Here is a 20,648-nt window from a genome sequence, read left to right as displayed (position 1 = left end):
TCCGCCACCCCTGCGCCAAGGCGTGCGCTGCCAACCGTTCGGGGGCAGACCTATTCCGCTGCCGCACACCCCGGCACGCCGGGGCACATGGGCGCGCTGATCGCCTGCATGCCCCCCTGCCATGTGACAGTGCCCCTGGGCTGGGGGGGAATGCCGGGGGCTGGACACGCTGCTTAGGTTCCCAGGGCCTCGCTTCCGGTGGACGGGAGCAGGCTCCTTGGAGCGTGTCATGGGGTCATTTCGGCGGCGTGGTGGGCGTGGCAACCTCTGGACGGGGCTTCTTCCAGTTGCCCTGCTGTGGGTGGCGGGCGGGTGCGGCGGGAGCAGCGGGGACGGGGGGCCTCTGGCCGAAGCGCCGCGTGACGGCGACGAAGGCACCCCCGGGGTGGCCGTGACGCCCACGGCGCCGCAGGACTCCAGCGGGCTCCCGCAGCGTCCGATTCCGGCCGCGGCCTCGCCGTGGAACCTGGTGGTGGGTGGGCCCCAGGACGACGTCGGGACGGGCGTGGCCACAGCTCCCTCCGGAGATGTGGCGGTGGTGGTGTACAGCACGCCGCGTCAGGACGGTGAGCGCGAGCCCGTGGAAGGCGAGAAGCTGGCGCTGACGCTTGCGCGCTACGCGGCGGATGGGACGCCGCGCTGGTCGCGTGAGTGGGGGCGCAACCGCTTCTCCGACACGCGCGTGGCGGCGAGCGACGCGGCGACGTTCCTGTCGGGCAATGCGTTCCTCTACTCGGCGGACTTCGGACTGGGCGAGGCGCAGGACGGCTTCCTGGTGAAGTTCGACGCGGAGGGCTCACCTGTCTGGCAGCACCGCGTGGGACAGAAGGTCTACGCCATCGCGGCGGACGCGCAGGGCGGCGTGCTCGCCGCGGGTGAGGAGTGGGAGGGGGAGTTCATCGAGGACCCCGTGCTCACGCGCTACGCCGCGGACGGCTCCGTGCTGTGGACGCGGCGCTTCCACGGCGCCAACATGGACACCGCGCTGCACGCGGCGGCGCTGGCGCCTTCGGGACAGTCGATTCTGGCCGGACAACTCGTGGACGCGCTGGAGGTGGACGGCCAGACGTTCGGCGCGCCCGGTGTGCGCGGCTTCGTGGTGCTGGCGTTCGATGCGTCCGGGCGCTTGCTGTGGGGCAAGGAGCTGCCGGGCGTGAAGGGGCGCATCACCTCGGTGACGGCGGCGGCGGATGGCACGCTCGTGGCGGCGGGTGACTTCATCGGCCTGCTGGTGTGGGGCGAGGCGTCGCTCGGTTCCTCGGGGGCCTTCGTGCTGACGGCGGGCGCGGATGGCAACGCGCGTTGGGTGCGCCAGCCCGTGTGTGGGCCAGTGACCGAGCTGGGCGCGTCCGTCGCGGTGGAGGACTCGGGCGGCGTCGCGGTGACGTGCGGCAGCGTGCTGACGCGCTACGCGGCTTCGGGGACGTGGTTGGGGGAGCAGACGCTGGAGGCGCAGCCCTGCGCCAGCGGGGTGTGCTCGCTGACCACCGCGGGTGTTGCCACGGTGCCGGGCCGTGGGCTCGCGGTCACCGGTTGGCAGCGCGATGGGGCGGGCGACACCTGGAACCAGGACGCCTTCCTTCGTCTCGTGGTGCCGTAACGGCCGGGGCCGCTACAGTGCGCGGCCATGTCCGCTCCAGCCGCAGAGGTCCTTCTCGAGGTGGAGGGTGCCGTCGCTACCCTCACCCTCAATGATACCGCCCGACGCAACGTGATGACGCCCGAGTTGGGAGACGCGCTGTGCGCGCGCGTCGCCGAGCTGAAGGGGCGTGACGATGTCCGGGCGGTGGTGCTCACCGGGGCGGGAGGCGCGTTCTCCGCCGGTGGGGACCTGAAGATGCTGGAGCGGCTGCGCCAGGTGTCCTTCGAGGATGCGCGCGCGTTCATGCTCGGCTTCTACGCGCGTTACCTCAGCGTGCTGGACCTTCCGGTGCCCGTCATCGCCGCGGTGGACGGGCCCGCGATTGGCGCGGGGCTGTGTGTGGCGCTGGCGTGTGACGTGTGCCTCGTGGCCGAGGATTCGAAGCTGGCGCTCAACTTCGTCCAGTTGGGCCTGCATCCGGGCATGGGCGCCACATACCTGGCGCCGCGCCGGGCGGGAGCGCAAGCCGCCGCGGAGCTGCTGCTCACTGGCCGCCGCTTCGATGGCAAGGAAGCGGTGAAGCTGGGACTGGCACTGGAGGCAGCACCGGCGGGACAGGTGCTCAGTCGCGCCAATGAACTCGCGGGACGGATTGCCGCGAACGCGCCGCTCGCCGTGCGTGCGCTGAAGCAGCGGCTGGGGATTGAACGGGCCGAACTCCAGCGTGCGCTGGAGGAGGAGGCTCGCTTCCAGGCGGAGAGCTACGGCAGCCAGGATCTGGGCGAGGGACTGGCCGCTGCAGCCGCGCGGCGCGCCCCCGTGTTCCAGGGGCGCTGAGTTCACGCCTCAGTACACGTTGTACTTGCGGCGGAGCGCCTCGTGCTCCTCCGCGTTGCGCGACGGGCGGAGGATGCGCTGCGCGTCGTGCAGGTAGTACCAGTACTCGCTCGGCTTGGGCGACATCGCGGCCTGGAGCGAGGCCACGGTGGGCGCGCCGATGGGGCCGGGCGGCAGGCCCTTCTTGTGCCGCGTGTTGTACGGGTCCTGTGGATCCCGCAGGCGCTTGAGGAAGGCGACGCGGTCATTCCACTGCGCCAGCTCATAGCGCGACGTGGCGTCCACGCCGAGCGGGTAGCCCTTGTCCACGCGCTTCCACAGGATGCCGGCGACCAGGGGGCGCTGGTCGGGCAGCGGCTCCTCTCGCTCCAGCATGGAGGCCATCACCACCACTTCGTGCAGGGTGCGACCGCTCTTCGGGATGGCATCGCGGTTGGGCGCGTAGAAGCGCTGCGCGAAGGCGTCCAGCTGACGCTGGATGAGCGCCTCCACATCGAACTTGCCCGGAATCACGCCGTAGGTCTCCGGGTAGAGGTAGCCCTCCAGCGTGCCCGTGGAGGGCAGGGGGAAGGGCGCGGTGAAGTTCTTGGGCTTGCTGGCCGCGGCGATGTACGCGCCCGGCTTGATGAAGCCCGCGGCCACGAGCGCCGCGTCCGTGTCGCGCAGGCGCCAGCCCTCGACGACGACGAACGGGACGTCCTCGGGAATGGGGTTGCCTTCCAGCTCCGTGGCCAGCTCGGCCAACGTCATTGACGCGCTGACCTCATGGCGGCCCGCCTTGGGGGCGAAGCTGCCGCGCCGGTACAGGTGCCAGCGCCACACCCGCGCGTCACGGATGAGGCCTTGCGATTCGAGCAGCGTGCCCAGGCCTCGCCCGGACGTGCCCTTGGGCACGGTGAACTCCACCACGTCCGCGCCAGGGGGCGCCGCGGCCGTGCGTGCCTGCTGCTCAATCCAGAAGAAGGCGCCCGCGCCGGACGCCACCAGCAGCACGAAGGCTGCACCCAGGACCCAGAGAATCCGCTTCATTCGCGGCGCACGCTATCACCGGATTCGGGCCGTGCCTGGGTTCCGGCATCCAGATGTCACCTCCTGGGCGCCAGGCGGGTCGGAGGTCAGGCGGCCGGTACCGTCCCGAGCTTCAAGTCCCGGTTCAACCCGGTGTCCCGGCTCACGCGCCAGATTTTCTGATCCAGGTAGTAGTGGTGGAGCGCGAAGCCCCAGATGAAGCACTCCATCAGGTTGCGCAGCGTCAGGCCCGCGCCCAGGGGCACCTTCAAGTCGAAGCCGCCGCAGCCCGGGTGCGCGCCGAAGCCGCAACCCAGGCCCCGGTACAGCAGCGTGAAGACGATGCCGCACCCCGCGTAGATGATGAAGCGCTGGCTCACCTTCGGCGCCCATCCGAACGGCGCCGGATCCACACCCGCCGCGTGGTAGCGGTTGCGGTGATAGAACCAGACCACGCCGTGGTACTGCACGTTGTGGAACGCCGTCACCGCCACGGCGAACATGATGAAGTCCATGCGTGCCGCGAACGGAGGCCAGAACACCACGGCCGACAGTCCCATCGCCGCGCCCATCATCAGCAGCTTGGGACCATTCACCTTCAGACCTGCCCGGTGTCGCTGCACCTGCCGGCCCGCGTAGAGCATCACCAGCGCCAGCACGGTCGCGAAGCAGGCTCCGGCCACCACCGGCTCCCATGTGGGCGGACCCACCAGGCCCAGCTGCTTGCGCGCGCCCGGATGTGACACCGCGAACGCGACGAAGGGCGCCAGCAGCCCCGTGTACAGCGTCACGCTGTCGAGCCGCCGGTCCAGTGGCAGCGACTCACCGCCCTTGCGCTGGTACAGCACCATGAGGCCGTAGTGCTGCCTCACCACGTGCCAGTAGGCCCAGAGCGCCGCCGCCGTCATGAAGAGGGCGAAGGGCAGCTTCGTGCCCAGCAGCGCCGACAGTCCGAACGACACCGGGCCCGCCGCGAACCACGCCAGACTCCCCAGCAGCAAACGCCGCCGGGTCTGCCATTCCCGCGCGTCCAGATAGGTCCGCGACACCGTGGCGAACAGGTGCGGCCCATCCAGCGCGAGCACCCACGCCCACCACAACACCAGACTGCTGACGCCACCCCAGACATGGAGTCCGACCAGCGCCAGACTCACTCCGAGGCCGCCCCCCGTGGAAATCAGGTCGTGCCGCCGGTCGACGAGCCAGCCCGCGCGGGCGGGAGCTGGGACTGCGAGTGGGATGGCGCTCATGAGGGCTCCCAAGGGACGCCGCGGAGGATATAGGAAGGTGCAGGTAGGTGATCTGCCCACCTGCCGCCGCCCATTCGCTGGGCAGGGGACCAAGGGGGCAAAACCTACTTGAGCGGCGGGTCGCGTACCGCGATTGTCCTCGCCATGGATCAAGGCAGGCGCACCACGGACAGGAAAGCAGTTGGCCTGCTGGTGAAGCTGAAGCATGAGAGTGTGGGAAGCTTCGCGGAGGAGTTCGCCACCAACCTGAGCCCGGGTGGGATGTTCATCCGCTCGCGCACCCCGCAGGCGGTGGGGACGCCCGTCAAGTTCGAGGTGCAGATTGCGGGAGGCGTGCGGGTGCTGCGTGGCTCCGCGCTGGTCCGCTGGGTGCGCGAAGTCGGTGACCCCGCGGGGCCTCCGGGCATGGGGTTGCAGTTCGAGGAGTTGGACATGGCGAGCCGCGCGCTCGTCGAAATGATGTTGATGCGGAAGACCGTCGCGGATTCCAGCGCGCCCGCCGTCCAGCCCCTGCCCGCCATCGCGCCGTCCGTGGCGCCCGCGATTGCACCGTCCGTGGCGCCCGCGATTGCGCCGTCCATCGCGCCCGCCGTCGCGCCCCTGGCGCAGGCCCGTCCCGCGCCTCCGGTCCAGGCCCGTCCCGCGCCCCCTGTGCAGGTGCGCCCCGCCGCCGCGCCCGCGGATGTGGGAGGCATCGCGCTCGACTCCCTGTTCGATGACCTGGAGCCGGAGGGTGGTTCCTCCGCGCCGATCCTGGACGAGCCGCTCGACCTGGTCCCGTCGGTGGTGGACGAGCCGAGGACACCGCCTCCGAGCCGCGTGCCCGTCTCCTATTCGCCGCCGCCTCCGGTGGCCGCGAATGACGTGGACATTCCGCTCGACGAGCTCATCGCGAGCACGCCGCCTCCGCCCGTGGCCACGCTGGACATCGATGAGCCCCTGCCGGGCTTCGAGTTCGAAATCGAGAGCCCGTCGGGTGATGCGCCCGTGGCCATGGGCGCGCCGCTCGACGATCCTCCCATCGAGGTCGGCATCTCCCTGGAGGTCGAGCCGTCGTCCGTGTCGGCGGGTGGTGGGGCCCTGGAGTTCGAGCTCGACCTGGGTGACGCCGTCGCGGAGCCGCCTCGTGCGCCCGCGGTTCCACCCGTGCGCGTGGCACCTCCGCCGGCGCCTGTCTCCAGTGGCGGCAGCTTCGAGTTCGACCTGGACCTGAGCGAGGCGGAGGCCGCGCCTCCGCCGCCTCCGCCGCGTGCCCCGGTGGCACCCAAGGCACCGCCGGCTCCGGCCGCGTCTCCCGCAGGGAGCGGTGGCATCGAGTTCGATTTCGACCTGTCCGAGGACGTGAGCCCGCCTCCGCCCGTGGCGCCTCCACCGCCGCGCGCACCGGCGGCGCCTCCTCCCGCGCCTGTCTCGGCCGGGGGCGTCTTCGAGTTCGACTTCGCCCTGGCCGATGACGCGGGGAAGGGGCCGCCTCCGCCGCCGCGCGCCCCCGCTCCGGCCAGCGCGGGGGGCGGAGGCATCGACTTCGACTTCGACCTGTCCGAGGACGTGGGCAAGGCGGCGCCTCCGCCTCCGCCGCGTGCGCCCGCTCCGGCCAGTTCCGGGGGCGGCGGCATCGACTTCGACCTCGACCTGTCCGAGGACGTGGAGGAAGTACCTCCCGTCGCGCCTCCACCGCCGCCGCGCGCGGCGCTGGTTCCTCCGCCCGCGCCAGTACAGCCGCCCATGGCGGCCCGTCCGCTGCCTCCGCCGCCCGCGGCTCCGCCGCCTCCTCCTCAAGGGCTTCCCCAAGTGCGCCGTGAGGCGCCTCGAGCACCGGCGCCGGCGGCGACGCCCTCGGTGCTCGCGCCCGCCGTGGCCAAGGCCGCCGCGCAGGCGCCCGGCCTGGATGAACACGGCCTGCCGAAGACGGTGTTCCTGCCTCCACCGGTGCCGCTCAACGGCACGGGGCCCGTCATCGGCATCGACCTGGGCACCACGAACTCGTGCGTGGCGTTGCTCTCCAACGGCCGGCCGCTCGTGCTGCGCTCGCGCGAGGGCTACAACACGATTCCCTCCGTCATCTCGCTCAACGCGCAGAACAAGCTGCTGGTCAGCCACCGCGCGAAGAACCAGTTGGTGCTGCGTCCCCAGCACACCATCTACGGCGCGAAGCGGCTCGTCGGCCGTCCCTACGACAGCGCCGTGGTGAACCAGGTCCGCGAGCGCTTCCACTACGACATCGTCCCCGACTCCGCCGGCCGCGCCGCCGTGCGTCTGGCGGACACGGCCCTGTCGCTGGAAGAGGTGCAGGCCATCATCCTCCGCGAGTGCAAGGAGATGGCGGAGGCCCACCTCAACCAGAAGGTGGAGCGCGCGGTGGTGACGGTGCCCGCGTACTACTCCGAGCCGCAGCGTGAGGCCGTGCGCAAGTCCGGCATCCTCGCGGGCCTCAAGGTGGAGCGCATCCTCAACGAGCCCACGTCCGCGGCGCTCGCCTACGGCCTCAACCGAGACCTCAACAAGAAGGTCCTCGTCTACGACCTGGGCGGCGGTACCTTCGACGCCACGATTCTGAAAATCGAGAAGAACGTCTTCGAGGTGCTCGGCACCGGCGGCGACATCTTCCTGGGGGGTATCGACTTCGACAACCTCATCGTCGACTACCTGCTGGCGCGCTTCCAGGAGAAGGAAGGAATCGCCTTCACGGGGGACGGCATCGCCTTGTCGCGCGTGAGTGACGCGGCCGAGCGCGCGAAGATGGGGCTGTCCGAGCGCAGCACCTTCGAGGTCCACATCCCCATGCTGATGATGGACGACTCGGGCAGGCCGCGTGACTTGCGCGTGGTCCTCAGCCGGCAGGAACTGGAGAAGATCTGCGAGCCGTTGCTCAGCCGCACCATCGACGTGGTGCGCGACGTGCTCCTGGACGCGAAGCTGAAGGCCGCCGAGGTGGACGACATCATCCTCGTGGGCGGCATGAGCCGCATGCCGCTGGTGCGCGACAAGCTCAAGTCGCTCTTCGGCAAGGGCGCGCAGGCCAGCGTCAACGCGGACGAAGCCGTGGCCCTGGGCGCGGCGCTCTACTCGGGCTCCGTGGACAAGGTGAGCAGCGTGGTGCTCATCGACGTGTTGCCGATGACGGTGGGCGTGGCGATGCCCGGTGGCGCCTTCAAGCGCGTCATCGAGCGCAACAGCCCGCTGCCCGCGCAGCGCTCCTTTGCCATCAACACGACGAAGGACAACGAGGTCTTCCTGGAGCTGTCCATCTTCCAGGGTGAGGACAGCCACATCTCCGCCAACGAGTACCTGGGCACCGTGCGCATCGAAGGCTTGCCCAAGGGGCCCAAGGGCTCGGTGCGCGTGGCGGTGACGCTCAAGCTGGACTCCGAATGCGTGCTGCACGTGGAGGCGCGTGAGTACTCCACACGCAAGGAAGTGAAGGCCACGCTGGCGACGCGCTACTCGCCGGAGGAGCTTCAGAAGCAGCTCCAGGTCAGCAAGGAGTCCGTGAAGGCCGCCGAGGAGCGCCGCGGCGCCGACCTCAAGGAGCGCGCGGGCGGCTTCTGGAGCTTCGTGAAGAAGGCGCTGGGCAGGAAGTAGCGTGCCGCCATGACGGCCACCGTGCCCCGGTACATGACGCGCTTCAGGTGCCTCGCGGAGGCCTGCGAGGACACCTGCTGCGCGGGGCTCGTCGTCCTCGTCAGCGAGCCGCGCCTTCAGCGCTTGAAGCAGGCGGTGGCGGGCGGCCCGGACGCGGAGCGGGTGGAGGCCTTCATCCGGCCGGAGCCCGACGCCAGCCCCGGCGACGAGGCCGTCATCGCGAAGCGCGAGGACGGGCACTGCGTGTTCCTGGATGCTCGGAAGACGTGCTCGCTGCACCGCGCCTATGGTGAGGCCGCGCTGCCGGATGCGTGCGCCACCTTTCCTCGCGTTGCTACGCGCTGGGCGCACGGGCTGGAGGTGAGCGGTTCGCTCGCGTGTCCAGAGGTTGCTCGCCTGTGTCTGCTGGCGGAGGACGCCGTGGACACCGTGCCCGTGTCCGAGGACCTCGCGCTTCGTCCGGAGATTGCGCGGTCCCTGGGCGGCGGCGATTCCGAGGACGCGTGGACGCAGCACGCGGCGGCCGTGCGTTCCACCGCGTTGTCGGTGCTCCAGCGCCGCGAGCTGCCGTTCGCCGCGAGGCTCTTCGCGCTGGGGCAGCTGGGCCTCAGATTGGACGGCTTCTACTGCCGGGGCACGGAGGTGTTCCACGGCGGCGCGCGCGAGGGCGCGGAGGCCCTGCTGGCGGAAGTGCTGCGTACCTTCACCCTGCCCGAGACGCTGACGGCGCTGCACGGTGGCTTCGCGGCGCTGGCGCTGCCTGGAGGCCCGTGGGTGGGCATCTGCGCCGCGGTGCTGAAGTCCCGCCTGGGCGCGGTCCGGAGCGAGCGGTTCCACACGCTGGTGGGGCTGGTGTTGGAGTCCTACGGCGGCGCGGACCTGTTGCCCGACGACGCGTGGCGCCGCTACGCGGAGCGCCGCGAGCGGCTGTCACCCGGGCTGGCGCAGCGGGTGGAGCAGTACCTGCGCCACCACGCGGTGAACCACTGGCTGCGCCATCCGTTCACGGACGCGCCGCGCGTGCTGGACTACGTGTTCCGCATGGCGCTGCGCGAAGCCGTCCTCTGTTGGACGCTCTTCGGCCACCCCACGGTGGTGGCGCTCTGCGCGGAAGTCGCGGCGGACACGGCTGAGTCACGGGCCCGGCTCGATGCCGCCGCGGTGGAGTGCTTCCAGCTCATCGCCAAGCACGTCGAGCAGGCGCCCCAGCTCCACGCCCTGGCCCAGGGGCTGGCGGGGAGCGGGGGCGACGAGACGCTCGGCCGGATGCTCGTGCTGCTCAAGGGGCTCTGACGCTCAGGGCCGCGCGCGGGGCGTCGCGCCGAGCCGCCGCATGGCCTCCTGGAACACCGGGTACTCCTGCGCTCCCTGGAGGCCGAAGCGCTCCCCAAGCACGAAGGTGGGCACCGCGTTGACGCCGATGGTCCGCGCCTCCTGGATGGAGTCCTCCACGGCCTTCGTGTAGCGGCCCTCCTCGACGACGCGCTGCACCTCGTCCGGGTCCAGGCCCGCCTCCTGGGCGGCGCCGCGGAGCGTGTCCCACTGCCAGAGGTCCTGGCCCTCGCTCCAGTAGCGGCGCAGGAGGGCGGCGTGGAACGGCTCCAGCCGGCCTTGCTCCCGGGCGTACTCGGTGGCCTCGTGGGCGCGGCGGGTGGACGGGGTGATGTCCCGCATCACCAGGGTGAGCCCGGCTGCCTGGGCGCGGAGCTTCAGCGGGTTGTTCGGGTCCTTCATCTTCTCGCGCACGTAGTCCGGCAGGGGGAGGCCTTCAGGGGGCGTCTCCGGGCGCAGGTAGAAGGGACGCCAGTCCACCTGGACGTCGTACTCCTTCTTCAGCTTCTGGACCTCGGCGTAGCCCACGTAACACCAGGGGCAGACGTAATCGGACCAGACGCGGATGGTGATGGGCTCGCTCATGGGCCCGTGTCTAACCGCGTCGAAGCGCCGCGTCATGACGGAGTGCGCCGGGGATGCGCGTGGGTGGCACCCCGGGTACGCGGAGGTGGACAGCGCGGGCCGTAGCAGGCAGCGTCCACCCCCGACAACCGTGCCCGTGACGCACCCCTCGGGTGGGGTGACCGCGGTGCGACTGAACCAGGAGACTCCCTTGCCGCTGTCGCTTCTCGCGGCCCTGGCCCTGAGCGCCACTCCGGCGCCGGCCCGGCCCCAGCCGTTCACCCACCACGACATGATTTCGCTGCGCCGGCTGAGCAGTCCGCGCGTCTCGCCGGACGGCAAGCAGGTCGCCTACGTCCTGCGCACCACGGACATGGAGGCCAACCGGGGACGCACGGACCTGTGGCTCGTCGGCGTTGATGGAAACGCCGCGCCGCGCCAGCTCACCTCGCATCCGGACGCGGACTCCGAGCCCACCTGGGCGCCGGACGGCAAGAGCCTCTTCTTCTTGTCCTCGCGCGGCGGCTCCTCGCAGGTGTGGCGGCTGGCCGTGGACGGCGGCGAGGCCGTGCAGGTGACGAAGCTGCCCCTGGACGTGGGCGCCTTCCGTGTGTCGCCGGACGGCACCCGGCTGGCCGTGGCGCTGGAGGTGTTCCCGGACTGCCCCACGCTGGAGTGCACCCCGCAGCGTGAAGAGGAGCGCTCCAAGCGCAAGGCCACCGGCCGCACCTACGACAAGCTCTTCGCGCGGCACTGGGACACGTGGAAGGACGGACGTCGCTCGCACGTCTTCGTCGTCCCCGTGGCCGGCGGCGCGCCCGTGGACGTGATGAAGGGCATGGACGCGGACAGCCCCTCCAAGCCCTTTGGCGGCGCGGAGGAGTTCACCTTCACACCGGACAACAAGAGCATCGTCTTCGCCGCGCGGGACGTGGGCCGCGCCGAGGCCTGGTCCACCGACCTGGACCTCTTCGTCGCGCCGATTGATGGCAAGGCGAAGCCGCGCAAGCTGACGGAGAAGAACCGCGCCACCGACACCAGCCCCGTGTTCAGCCCGGACGGCAAGACGCTGGCCTACCTGGCCATGTCGCGCCCCGGCTTCGAGGCGGACCGCTACCGCGTCATCCTCCGCACCTGGCCCAGTGGTCAGGAGCGCGTGCTCACCCAGGACTGGGACCGCTCCGTCGGAAGCCTCGCGTGGAGCGCGGACGGCAAGACGCTCTTCGCGAGCGCCGGGCACGTCGGCCAGCAGCCCATCTTCGCGTTGGACGTGGCCACGGGGAAGCCCACCCAGCTCACGAAGGACGGCGCCGCGGACGCGCCGCAGCCGGCCGCGGGAGGCCGTCTGGTCTACGTGTATGACGACCTGGATTCTCCCGCGGACCTGCACGTGATGAACGTGGATGGCTCGGAGTCGCGCCAGCTCACCCAGGTGAACCAGGACGCGCTGGCCCGCATCCGCTTCGGTGACTTCGAGCAGTTCTCGTTCCCGGGTTGGAACAACGAGACGGTTCACGCCTACGTCGTGAAGCCGGTGAACTTCGACCCGAAGAAGAAGTACCCGCTGGCGTTCATCATTCACGGTGGGCCGCAGGGCTCGTTCGGCAATCACTTCCATTACCGGTGGAACCCGCAGGTGTACGCGGGGCGTGGCTACGTGGCCGTGATGGTCGACTTCCACGGCTCCACCGGCTACGGGCAGGCGTTCACGGACTCCATCTCCGATGACTGGGGTGGCAAGCCGTTCGAGGACCTGCAGAAGGGCCTGGCCGCGGCGCTCAAGCGCTACAGCTTCATCAACCAGGACAAGATGTGCGCGCTGGGGGCGAGCTACGGCGGGTACATGATCAACTGGATTGCCGGCAACTGGCCGGACGGCTTCAAGTGCCTGGTGAACCACGACGGCATCCTCGACGAGCGCATGGGCTACTTCGACACCGAGGAGCTGTGGTTCCCGGAGTGGGAACACAAGGGCACGCCGTGGGAGAACCCGGAGGGCTACAGCAAGCACAACCCGGTGGAGCACATCGCGAAGTGGAAGACGCCGATGTTGGTCATCCACGGCGGCCAGGACTTCCGCGTGGTGGAGACGCAGGGCCTGGGCACCTTCACGGCGCTCCAGCGCAAGGGCATTCCCTCCAAGCTGCTCTACTTCCCGGAAGAGAACCACTGGGTGCTGCGCCCGGCCAACAGCGTGCAGTGGCACGACGAGGTCCTGGGTTGGCTGGACCAGTGGACGCGCAAGTAGCCGCTGCGTGATGTCGTAGGACTCGGGGCTCGCATCGTGAGATGCGGGCCCCGCTGTCATTCAGGGCTCAGGGAACGCCGAAGCAGGCGCCGATGCAGGCGGTGCGAATCTGCGAGCAGGTCTTGCTGCCGACACAGTCCCCGCACGCGGCGAGCTGGTCCCTGCGGCGGTCCTGGTCCTGCCGCTCCATCCAGGCTTTGAGGTCGTCCTCGCACGACTGGACGTTGAGCGTGTCCGTGAAGCACTCCTTCCGTTTCTCGCAGATGGTGTCCGTGTCGCTGAAGCAGCCGGACAGCAGCGCGCTCACGGTGACGACGAAGGTCAGGGTCAGCGTCCGAGGCATCATGCGAACCATCATGCCTCGTGCGCGTGCCCGGCTTCATCATCGGGATTCAGGTGTGTACGGCGTGTGAGAGTGCGCCGCGCTTCGGGTCAGGGCTTCGGCGGGGGCGGGTGCGCCGGACCGGAGCCGCCCACGCCCGTGTCGCCTCCCAGCTTGCCCAGCATGTTCCAGGCCTGGTGCCGGTGGGCGGGCACCTGCTTGCTGAGGTCCTTGAGCAGGGCGGCGAGTTCGGGCGTGGCCTTGGGCATGGCCTTCTGGGCGGTGAGGACCATGCCCAGGACGGCGTCATGTCCCGTGACCTGTGAGGCCAGATAGGCGGAGTCGAAGGGGGCGCCGCGGATGACCTGGAGTTGCTCCATCGTGGCCTTGTCCTTGGCCATGGAGGCTTCTTCCGCGTCGTTCATCGGCTTGGGGGATTCGGCCAGCTTCAGGCCCTTGCTGCGCGCGTAGGACGTGAGCTTCTGGTCCAGCGCGGTGTGCGCCTTCATCATGATGGTTCCGAAGGCCTTCACGTCTGGATTCTGGGAGTGTTGCTGGGCGAGTTGGCCCGCCTTGATTTCGTGCTGGTTCGCCAGGTGCAGCCGGTCGAGCAGCGCCTTCTCGTCCGTGGGGGCGGTGTAGCCGCGGTACGTGGCCATGCCCTTTTGAACGGACACCGTGTCCTGTTGGGAGGGTGGGCTGTCGGGCATGCCGGACTGAGCGAATGACGCGCCCTGGGTGAACAGCGAGGCGGCGAGGACGAGCCCTGGAAGGGGATGCTTCATGAAGTGCTGCTCCTTGTGTGGGGGAAACGCGGGCGCGCACGTTGGAGCGGCGTTGGCGCGAGATGCACGGCGCGAGAGGACACGTCCGTGTGCCACTTCACGACAGGGGAGGGCAGGGTGCGGCGGACGACGGTGGCGCTGCCCACGTGGCCGACCCACTGCGTTCAGTGCTTCACCGGACGTGGTGCGTCGGGATTGGGCGGCACATGGTGCTGCGGGGTGGACGACGTTGGCGGAGGATGAACAGGACCAGCGATGTCCTCGCGGTGTTGCCAGGGCCAGCGTCCCTCCAGTTCCACGGTGAGGGTGAAGCTGAGGAAGGTCCGGATGAGGACGATGAGCCCGAGCACCAGCACTCCATCCAGCGTGGGGCGCTGGCTCACGGTGCGGATGATGTCGGCGGCGACGAGGAACTCCAGGCCCAGGAGGATGGCGCGGCCCAGGTTCAGCCTGAAGCGGCGGTAGGCCTCACCGGCGGGAAGCGGCTTGCCCGTGACAAGCAAGGCGAGGGCGAGCACCGCCCCCAGCACCATGCTGCCCACGCCGGCCCACTCCATGAGCTGGGCGGCAAGCGAGACGAGGGATTTGACCTCCATCGGGCCTCCCGTGCGGGAAGCTAGACATGGCGGACGCTTCGGCCACGGGCGGCCTGCGTAAGGGGCGCATGCCCGCTCCAGTGGAGCGCCAGGGATGGAGGCGCAGCTTGGCAGTCCCGGGCGAAGGTCAGGCCCGCTTCCTCATGCGAACGTGAAAGACAGCTCGGTCGCCGCTGCGGCAGCGCCTCGGTATTACGATGCCGTGCTTGCGCTCAGGTGCACCGGGCGAAGGAGCTCTTACCCAAGTCCCAGGGAGCCGACGTTTGGTTCAACAGCAGGACAAGAAGGTTCGCCGAAGCCGCAAGGCCGTCGTCACGCCGTTGGCCGTCGAGGCGAATGTCGCACTCCATCTCGAGCACGGAGACGGCATCCGTCAGGATGTGCCGCAGGCTCTTCGCTGGACGCGGAAGGCCGCGGATGGGGTCGCCGCCTTCAATCTGGGTCGGCCGAACCTGCGGCGTGCCGAGCATTGGTACCGGCGCGCCTTGGCCCTGGGATTCCCACCGGCTCGGATGAATCTGGCAGCCATGCTCGCCAACAGTTCCCGCAAGGCACGGTTGAAGGAGTCCATCGCGCTCTACAGGGCCAGTGCTCGGCTTGGGGACGTGAAGGCCCTTCTCTTCGTGGCATATGCCTACGAGGTAGGCCGAGGCGTTCGGAAGAACCTGAAGCGGGCCATCCACATCTATAAGCAGGACGTGTAGCCGAAGCGCGCCTCAGTTCCCCGCGTCCGGCTTCTCGGGCTGCGCTTCCTTCGGCGCCTCCGTGTCCGACGTTCCCGACACGTTCATCTCCGACAGCCCGCTCTCGTCACGCAGGAACTGCTGCGCCACGCGGTCCACCTCTTCGACCTTGAGCCCCGTGAGCAGCGCGCTCGCCTGCCGCGCGCGGCCTGCCAGCGCAGTCTCACCCATGGAGCCGTGGATGCGCGTGAGGGCCAGGTGGATTTCCGGGTCGAACGGGTCCGACGCCAGCGCCTCCAGGTAGGCCGTCTTCGCCTTCGGGTAGTCCTTCCGGTACAGCAGGATTCGGCCCAGGTGGACGTTCGTCGAAGGTGAGCCCGGGTGCACGCGCAGGCTGCCGCGCAGCACTGTCTCCGCTTCATCCAACCGCCGCAGCTCTAGCAGCGCCAGCGCGTACTTGTTGGACACCGACTCGTACTTGTCGCCCACCAGCTTGTGCGCCTTGGCGTACTCCTCCGCCGCGGCCTTCACGCGGTTGCGCTCGCGAAGCAGCTCGCCCAGGTGTGCGAACTTGCGCGCCGGCACCTCCGTCACCTCCTGGAAGTCACCGAAGGAGATTTCCCGCCCCTTCTTCTCGCTGTCGTCCTTCACCTTGCCCTTGGCGTTCTCCTTCAGCACCACGCGGTCCTCGCGCGGCAGAAGCTCGGTGGGGAAGGGCTGCTTCTTGATGTGCGCCAGCCAGGACTTCTCGAAGAGGGCGAAGGGCATGCCCATGGCCGCCTCCACCGCCTTGCGGTCCTTCTGCCCGGCCTTCAGCTCCTGGATGATGGCGCGCAGACCCGCCGTGCCCTTGACGCTGTGCACGTAGTCGATGGCGTAGAACACCTCCGCGAACGCGGTGGCCGCGTCCTCCGCCGTGGGTAGCAGCGCGATGGACGGGTGCATCTTCTCGAACGGGATGAGCGTGTCCGCCTTCACCCGCTTGCCCAGCAGCGCCTGCGTGGAGGGCGTCATCGCCAGGCCCGCCTTGCCGCGCCAGCGCGACTCCAGGAACTTGGCCAGTCCTTCATGCAACCAGATGGGCACCGTGTTGCGGCTCATCTGGCTGATGACCAGGTGGATGTACTCGTGCGCCAGCGTGTCCTGCCAGTCGTAGCCGCGCGCCACCGCCTTGGGGCTGGTCACCATCAGCTTGTTGAACTTGCAGATGGCGATGGTGCCCGTGGTGCCAATCTGCTTCTCCGTCAGCGTGCTCACCCGCGACAGCTCTCGCGCGTTGCTCACCACCTCCACGCGAATCTTGCCGCCCGGCGGCGTCCAGCCGAGGTCCTCCTTCATCGCCCGATGGATGCCCTCCAGCGTCTCCAGCGCATAGGGCACCAGCACCGCTTCCTTCCCCTTGGGGTACTGGAAGATGAAGTGCTCGCTCTCCGCGCGCTCGTGGTCCTTGGTGATGGCGCGCGTATCCTTGGCCAGCCGCAGGTAGCTGCCCGGCTTGTCCTCGATGTTGGCGCCTTCCAGGAGCGCCACCGCGTCGTCGTAGCGGCCTTCCTCGAAGGCCACCCGGCCCTGGAAGTACTTCAGCGGCTCCACGTCGGCGGGGAGGAGCTGCTCCACCTCGGACAGCTCGCGCCGGGCGCCGGGCACGTCCCAGTCGTCCAGCTCCGTCTCCACGCGGCCCAGCCGCTCCTTCACCTCGTCCTTGAGCGAGCTGGACTGGGCCCACGCCACCTGGGGCACGCAGAGGAGCCCCACGGCCATCGCCGCGACGAGGGCCCCGAATCTGGAAGAATGCGTCAGCGCGTGGCGGCTCACTTCACCAGCTCCTCGTAGTAGCGCTTCACCTGCTCCCGGTACTTCTCCGGAGCCCCCTGCTTCATCGCGTCCAGCAGGTCCTTGCGGAACTCCTTCGGCGCCTGGAAGGCATCCTCGTCCGGCAGCTCCACCTTCTGCTTCGGGTCTCTCCCGTTGCCCTGCTGGCGGCGGCCCATGCCCATGGGCAGCGGGAGCCCGCCCTTGCCGCCGCGCTGGCCTTCCTGCATCTGCTGCTGGAACTGGCGCAGTCCTTCCAGCGCCGCCTGCTGCTCGCCATAGCCACGGCCCGGGTCCTTGCCCTGCATCCGGCGGGCGGCCTCACCCATGCGCTGGCCGGCGCCCTCCATCTGCTGCGTGGCCTCCTCGCCGAAGATGGGGGCCATCTGCTGCATCTCCTCCATCTGCTGACGCAGGCCCTGCGCGCGCTCCTCCAGCTGCGACTGCTGTTCGCCCAACTGCTGGAGCTGCTGCTTCTCCTGCTGCGACAGCTGCGAGCCCGGAGGCGGGAAGAGCGACTGGAGCTGCCGGTTCACCTCCGACACGTTGCGCGCGTCGCGGTTGAGGCGCTGCGCCAGCTCCGTGGACTGCTTCACCACCTCTTCCGGGTTGCCGAACATCTCGTCCAGGTGGCGCTGCTGCTCGCCCATCATCGCCAGTTGCCGGGCCGCGTCCTCCGCCCGGGCCGCCGCCTCCGCCGCCAGGTCGTAGTCGTTCACCTTCAGCGCGTTCTCCACGTTCTGGAGCTCCGCCTGGGCCTCCTCCAGCGGACGCGCGGCGCGGCTGTTGAGCTGGCTGGGCTCCAGCGCTTTGTAGTCTTCCTGCGCCTGCTGAACCTTGCGCATCAGGCTGTCCTTCATGGACTCGCCCTTCTCCGACAGCCGCTCGCGGTTCTGTGAGCGGGCTTGGTCGCGAAGCTGCTTCGTCTGGTCCGCGACGCGCTGCTGCTCCTGCACGGTGCCCTGCAGCTCCTCCATGAACTTGCCGAACTTCTCGGCCAGCTCGGGGTGCTGCTCGCCGCCGAACTCGTCGCCCGCCTGGTCCAGGTTCTCGAGCATCTCATCCATCTGCATGCCCAACTCCTGGAGCTTCGCCAGGGCCTCGTCCGCCTTGCCCTCGCGCATCAGCTTCTCCACGTCGTCGAGCGCGCTGCGCATGTCCTGGTCCTTCATCATCTCGGACAGGGCTTCGGCGTTGAGGTGCTCGTCGCGGATGCCCTTGCGCATCTCCGCCATGCGCTGCATCAGCTCCTGGATGCGCGACTTGAGCTGCTGAATCTGCTCCATCACCGCCTGACGCGAGGCTTCGTCCGGGTTGGACTTGAACTGCTCGATGAGGTTCGCCAGCTCGCGCCGCTCGTTGGAGAGCTGCTTGGCCATCTCCTGGAGCGCCTCCAGCTTCTGCCGGTCCAGCAGCGACTCCAGGTAGAGGATGTCCTTCTCCAGCTCCGTAATCTCCTCGTTGACCACGGCGGTGAGGCGGTTGCCCGTGCCCCAGTCCTCGCCGCGGGCGCGCTGGGTGCGCAGGTAGAGACGGCGCAGCTCCGCGGTGCCGCGGATGTGGCTGCCCAGGGATTCGGAGATGTTGCTCAGCGCGGAGACCAGCTCGGTGGGCACGTCGCGCTCGCGCGCCAGCTCCTGCGCCAGCGTCCTCATGTCCGCCACCAGGCTCTCTCCGCTGGTGTCCACCGTGGCCCCGGCGGTGATGGCCTGCGGGTCCTTCAGCTTCGCGCGCTCCGGGCCTTCCAGCCGGTCCGCGAGGTGGTCCACCATCCGGCCCCACAGCTGCTCCGCCTTCTCCAGCGCGGCGCGGCGGTGCTCGGCCGCGGAGTACACGCGCAGCACCTGCGTGCGGCTGACGCCCTTCTTGGGGCCCTCCACCGTGTCGTTGTCCTGCGCCTCCACGTAGTAGGTAATCCGGTCACCCGGGTCGAGCTTGAGGTTGTCCAGGCTCCACGAGTACGTGCCCCGGTGGCGCCGGCCGTCCTCGCGCGGCAGCGGCACGCGCGTCTCCTGCTGGGCGCCGGGCGCGCGGAACACGAGCGCCATGCCGGACAGCCCGTAGTCATCCGACGCCTCGTACTTGAGCGCCACCTGGTCGCCCGGGTCGATCTCCAGCTCCACCGTGGGCGTGAGCAGCGACACCTCGGGCGCCTTGTCCGCCTCCACGGTGAGGGCGATGTCCGGCCCCACCGCGAGCGCCTTGTCCCGCGCTCCGTAGAAGGCGAAGCGGTAGTGGCCGGACTGCTTCGCGACGAAGCTGCCCTCCAGGTCCCGGTTGCCCGTCACCTTCAGCGGCAGCGCCTGTCCGTTGACCACCAGCTCGGCGCGCTCCACCGGACGGTCCGAGCGCGTCTTCAGCAGGATTTCCGTCCCCGCCGGCGCGCTGATTTCACCGTTCGTTCCGGGCACCGTGCGCGGGGCCAGTCCGGTGTATGCGGGGTAGCGGTACGTCAGCTCGATGTCACCGGTGATGGGCTCCACCTGCGTCTGGGCCTTGGGGCTCGCCGCCACTTCGCGGATGCGCGCCATGCCGGCGGACCAGCGGTCACCCAGCACGACCATCAGCACCAGCAGAGCCAGCAGCGCGCCGCCCGCGCCCAGGGCCACCTGACGCACCGGGCGGCTGTCCACCACGGTGCGGACGTCCACCGTGCGCGCCCGCGTGTCCATCTCCCGGAGGAAGGCGCTCGCGAGCGCCGGAGAGCCGCTGCCCGGCGCGTCCGGCTCGCGCATCAGCTCCACCGCGGCCAGCACGTCCAGCGACAGCTCCGGGCGCTTTTCGCCCACCATGCGCGCGGTGAGGACGTCGTCTCCCACGCGGCGGCGCGCCAGCCACAGGCCGAAGACGCACGTCACGGCCACGCCCAGTGGCAGCGCCGTCCACAGCAGGGACGCGCCCGCGCGCGGCGCCGCCAGCGCCAGGAAGCCGCCGGCCACCAGCAACAGCGCCACGGTGGCCACGCCCAGCATTCCGCCCTGGAGCCACAGGTACCGGCGCTGGCGGCCCTGGACGGTGGCGAGCAACGCCTCCACACCGGGGGCTTCCAGAGGAGGGCGGGCTTGTGACGCGGGAGGTGTCGGAGGGGGAGGGGGCGGGGGCGGGAGCTCGGGGCCTGGTGTCTGCGGTGTGTCGAGGTTCACGCTGTCCTGTCCGCTCAGTGACGAGGCAACCCCTGGTGGGGCTGCCTATTTCCCGATTTTCTAGCAGCCGGCCCCTTCTTGCGAAGCATAACGACCCAGGAGCCCGTTCGAGGGGCTCCAGGTGTCTGGCGCTGGAAGGAGACACAAGGGCGAGGGTCCGGGAGGTAACGCGGTCTACCAGGCTCGCCCTTCCTACGAAGCCCACCACACGCGTCCCCGGCAGTGGCAAGGGAGCGGGCGGGCCGCCGGCTCATCGGACGATTTGCTTGCGGGCGCCCGCCTCGTCGAACTCGACTTCGGGCATGGGGACGCCGCCCAGCTCCTGGGCCAGCGCGGTAAGCACTTCCTGCGTCGCGAGGATGCGAGGCCGCGAAAGGCGCGACAGCACGCGCTGCACCGACGACTCCACCGTGCCCTCGGAGGGGATGTCGAGCGAGCGCCCCGCGTCCGTCAGGGAGAACAGCGCCTTGCGCCCGTCGAGCGGGTCGGACTTGCGCTCCAGCAGGCCCCGCTTCTCCAGGCGCTTGAGCACGCCCGTCAGGGTGCTGGGGTGGACGTGGAGAATCTGCGCGAGCATGCCCGCGGTGATGTCGGGGAAGCGCCCCACCAGGCGGATGACCAGGCGCTGCGGACCCGTGAGTCCCAGCGTGGACTCCATGCGCTTCGACGTGGACTGGAGCCCGTGGTCCACGGCCCAGAGCAGACGCATGAATTCGAGCACTTCACCGAGGGGAGGCCCTTTGTAGGCCCGCTCACCTTCGTGGGGTCCCAGCGGCTCTTCTGCCGGTTCCTTCGGGGATTCTTCTGCCGTCACCTGCTGCCTCCGTGTCTCAAGCCAATGGTTTGAGTCGCAGCAGGTCTATCGCGTCGCCGTCCGACCTGCTGCTGAAAAACCGTTGGCTGT

Annotated in this window: 15 protein-coding genes; 6 read left to right on the top strand and 9 right to left on the bottom strand. The window is 69.7% G+C overall.

Annotated elements, in window-relative coordinates:
• Nucleotides 1–229 precede the first annotated feature (229 nt).
• Nucleotides 230–1,600, top strand: a complete 1,371-nt coding sequence (locus BHS09_RS33970) for a hypothetical protein (protein ID WP_140800123.1) — start codon at nt 230–232, stop codon at nt 1,598–1,600.
• 27 nt (nt 1,601–1,627) lie between these two features.
• Nucleotides 1,628–2,419, top strand: a complete 792-nt coding sequence (locus BHS09_RS33965) for an enoyl-CoA hydratase/isomerase family protein (protein WP_140800122.1) — start codon at nt 1,628–1,630, stop codon at nt 2,417–2,419.
• 9 nt (nt 2,420–2,428) lie between these two features.
• Here BHS09_RS33965 and mltG read toward each other — a convergent pair whose 3' ends face one another.
• Both mltG and BHS09_RS33955 read right to left on the bottom strand, forming a co-directional pair.
• Nucleotides 2,429–3,448 carry an endolytic transglycosylase MltG gene (gene mltG, locus BHS09_RS33960; protein ID WP_140795519.1) on the bottom strand — a complete coding sequence of 340 codons (1,020 nt, stop codon included), beginning with the start codon at nt 3,446–3,448 and terminating at the stop codon, nt 2,429–2,431.
• 86 nt (nt 3,449–3,534) lie between these two features.
• Nucleotides 3,535–4,677, bottom strand: coding sequence for a hypothetical protein (locus BHS09_RS33955; RefSeq protein ID WP_140800121.1), 1,143 nt, complete (start codon nt 4,675–4,677; stop codon nt 3,535–3,537).
• A gap of 192 nt (nt 4,678–4,869) precedes the next feature.
• Here BHS09_RS33955 and BHS09_RS33950 point away from each other — a divergent pair, with 192 nt between their 5' ends.
• Both BHS09_RS33950 and fliB read left to right on the top strand, forming a co-directional pair.
• Nucleotides 4,870–8,259, top strand: a complete 3,390-nt coding sequence (locus BHS09_RS33950) for a TIGR02266 family protein (protein ID WP_237079997.1) — start codon at nt 4,870–4,872, stop codon at nt 8,257–8,259.
• 9 nt (nt 8,260–8,268) lie between these two features.
• The gene (fliB, locus tag BHS09_RS33945; protein WP_140800119.1) at nt 8,269–9,552 is read left to right on the top strand and encodes a flagellin lysine-N-methylase; all 1,284 of its coding nucleotides are present in this window, start codon (nt 8,269–8,271) and stop codon (nt 9,550–9,552) included.
• Nucleotides 9,553–9,555: 3 nt separating this feature from the next.
• Here fliB and BHS09_RS33940 read toward each other — a convergent pair whose 3' ends face one another.
• On the bottom strand, nt 9,556–10,176 hold the full coding sequence (locus BHS09_RS33940; RefSeq protein ID WP_237079996.1) for a DsbA family oxidoreductase: 621 nt from the start codon (nt 10,174–10,176) through the stop codon (nt 9,556–9,558).
• Nucleotides 10,177–10,366: 190 nt separating this feature from the next.
• Here BHS09_RS33940 and BHS09_RS33935 point away from each other — a divergent pair, with 190 nt between their 5' ends.
• A complete protein-coding gene (locus BHS09_RS33935; protein WP_174258967.1) occupies nt 10,367–12,403 on the top strand; it encodes a S9 family peptidase in 2,037 nt (678 codons plus the stop codon).
• A 67-nt stretch (nt 12,404–12,470) separates the two neighbouring features.
• On the opposite strand, the gene BHS09_RS33930 is transcribed toward BHS09_RS33935, so the two are convergent.
• The 3 genes from BHS09_RS33930 to BHS09_RS33920 form a co-directional block, all read right to left on the bottom strand.
• Nucleotides 12,471–12,749: a hypothetical protein gene (locus tag BHS09_RS33930; RefSeq protein WP_237079995.1), complete on the bottom strand. Its 279-nt coding sequence runs from the start codon at nt 12,747–12,749 to the stop codon at nt 12,471–12,473.
• A gap of 86 nt (nt 12,750–12,835) precedes the next feature.
• Nucleotides 12,836–13,510 carry a DUF4142 domain-containing protein gene (locus BHS09_RS33925; protein ID WP_237079994.1) on the bottom strand — a complete coding sequence of 225 codons (675 nt, stop codon included), beginning with the start codon at nt 13,508–13,510 and terminating at the stop codon, nt 12,836–12,838.
• Between the two features lie 164 nt (nt 13,511–13,674).
• Nucleotides 13,675–14,106 carry a DUF1622 domain-containing protein gene (locus BHS09_RS33920; RefSeq protein WP_140800116.1) on the bottom strand — a complete coding sequence of 144 codons (432 nt, stop codon included), beginning with the start codon at nt 14,104–14,106 and terminating at the stop codon, nt 13,675–13,677.
• A 263-nt stretch (nt 14,107–14,369) separates the two neighbouring features.
• On the opposite strand from BHS09_RS33920, the gene BHS09_RS33915 reads away from it, so the two are divergent.
• Nucleotides 14,370–14,810 carry a tetratricopeptide repeat protein gene (locus BHS09_RS33915; RefSeq protein ID WP_237079993.1) on the top strand — a complete coding sequence of 147 codons (441 nt, stop codon included), beginning with the start codon at nt 14,370–14,372 and terminating at the stop codon, nt 14,808–14,810.
• A gap of 12 nt (nt 14,811–14,822) precedes the next feature.
• On the opposite strand, the gene BHS09_RS33910 is transcribed toward BHS09_RS33915, so the two are convergent.
• From BHS09_RS33910 to BHS09_RS33900, 3 genes are all read right to left on the bottom strand, one after another.
• Nucleotides 14,823–16,604 carry a peptidase MA family metallohydrolase gene (locus BHS09_RS33910; protein ID WP_140800114.1) on the bottom strand — a complete coding sequence of 594 codons (1,782 nt, stop codon included), beginning with the start codon at nt 16,602–16,604 and terminating at the stop codon, nt 14,823–14,825.
• Nucleotides 16,601–19,744 (bottom strand): DUF4175 family protein, encoded by a 3,144-nt coding sequence (locus BHS09_RS33905; protein WP_140800113.1) that lies wholly within the window; start codon nt 19,742–19,744, stop codon nt 16,601–16,603. The genes BHS09_RS33910 and BHS09_RS33905 overlap by 4 nt, the downstream gene beginning before the upstream one ends.
• 250 nt (nt 19,745–19,994) lie before the next feature.
• Complete coding sequence (locus tag BHS09_RS33900; protein WP_140795509.1) at nt 19,995–20,558, bottom strand: MarR family winged helix-turn-helix transcriptional regulator; 564 nt, start codon at nt 20,556–20,558, stop codon at nt 19,995–19,997.
• Nucleotides 20,559–20,648: the final 90 nt, after the last annotated feature.

Source organism: Myxococcus xanthus (assembly GCF_006402735.1).
Lineage (GTDB): Bacteria > Myxococcota > Myxococcia > Myxococcales > Myxococcaceae > Myxococcus > Myxococcus xanthus_A.
This window is presented reverse-complemented; position numbering and strand designations above follow the sequence as displayed.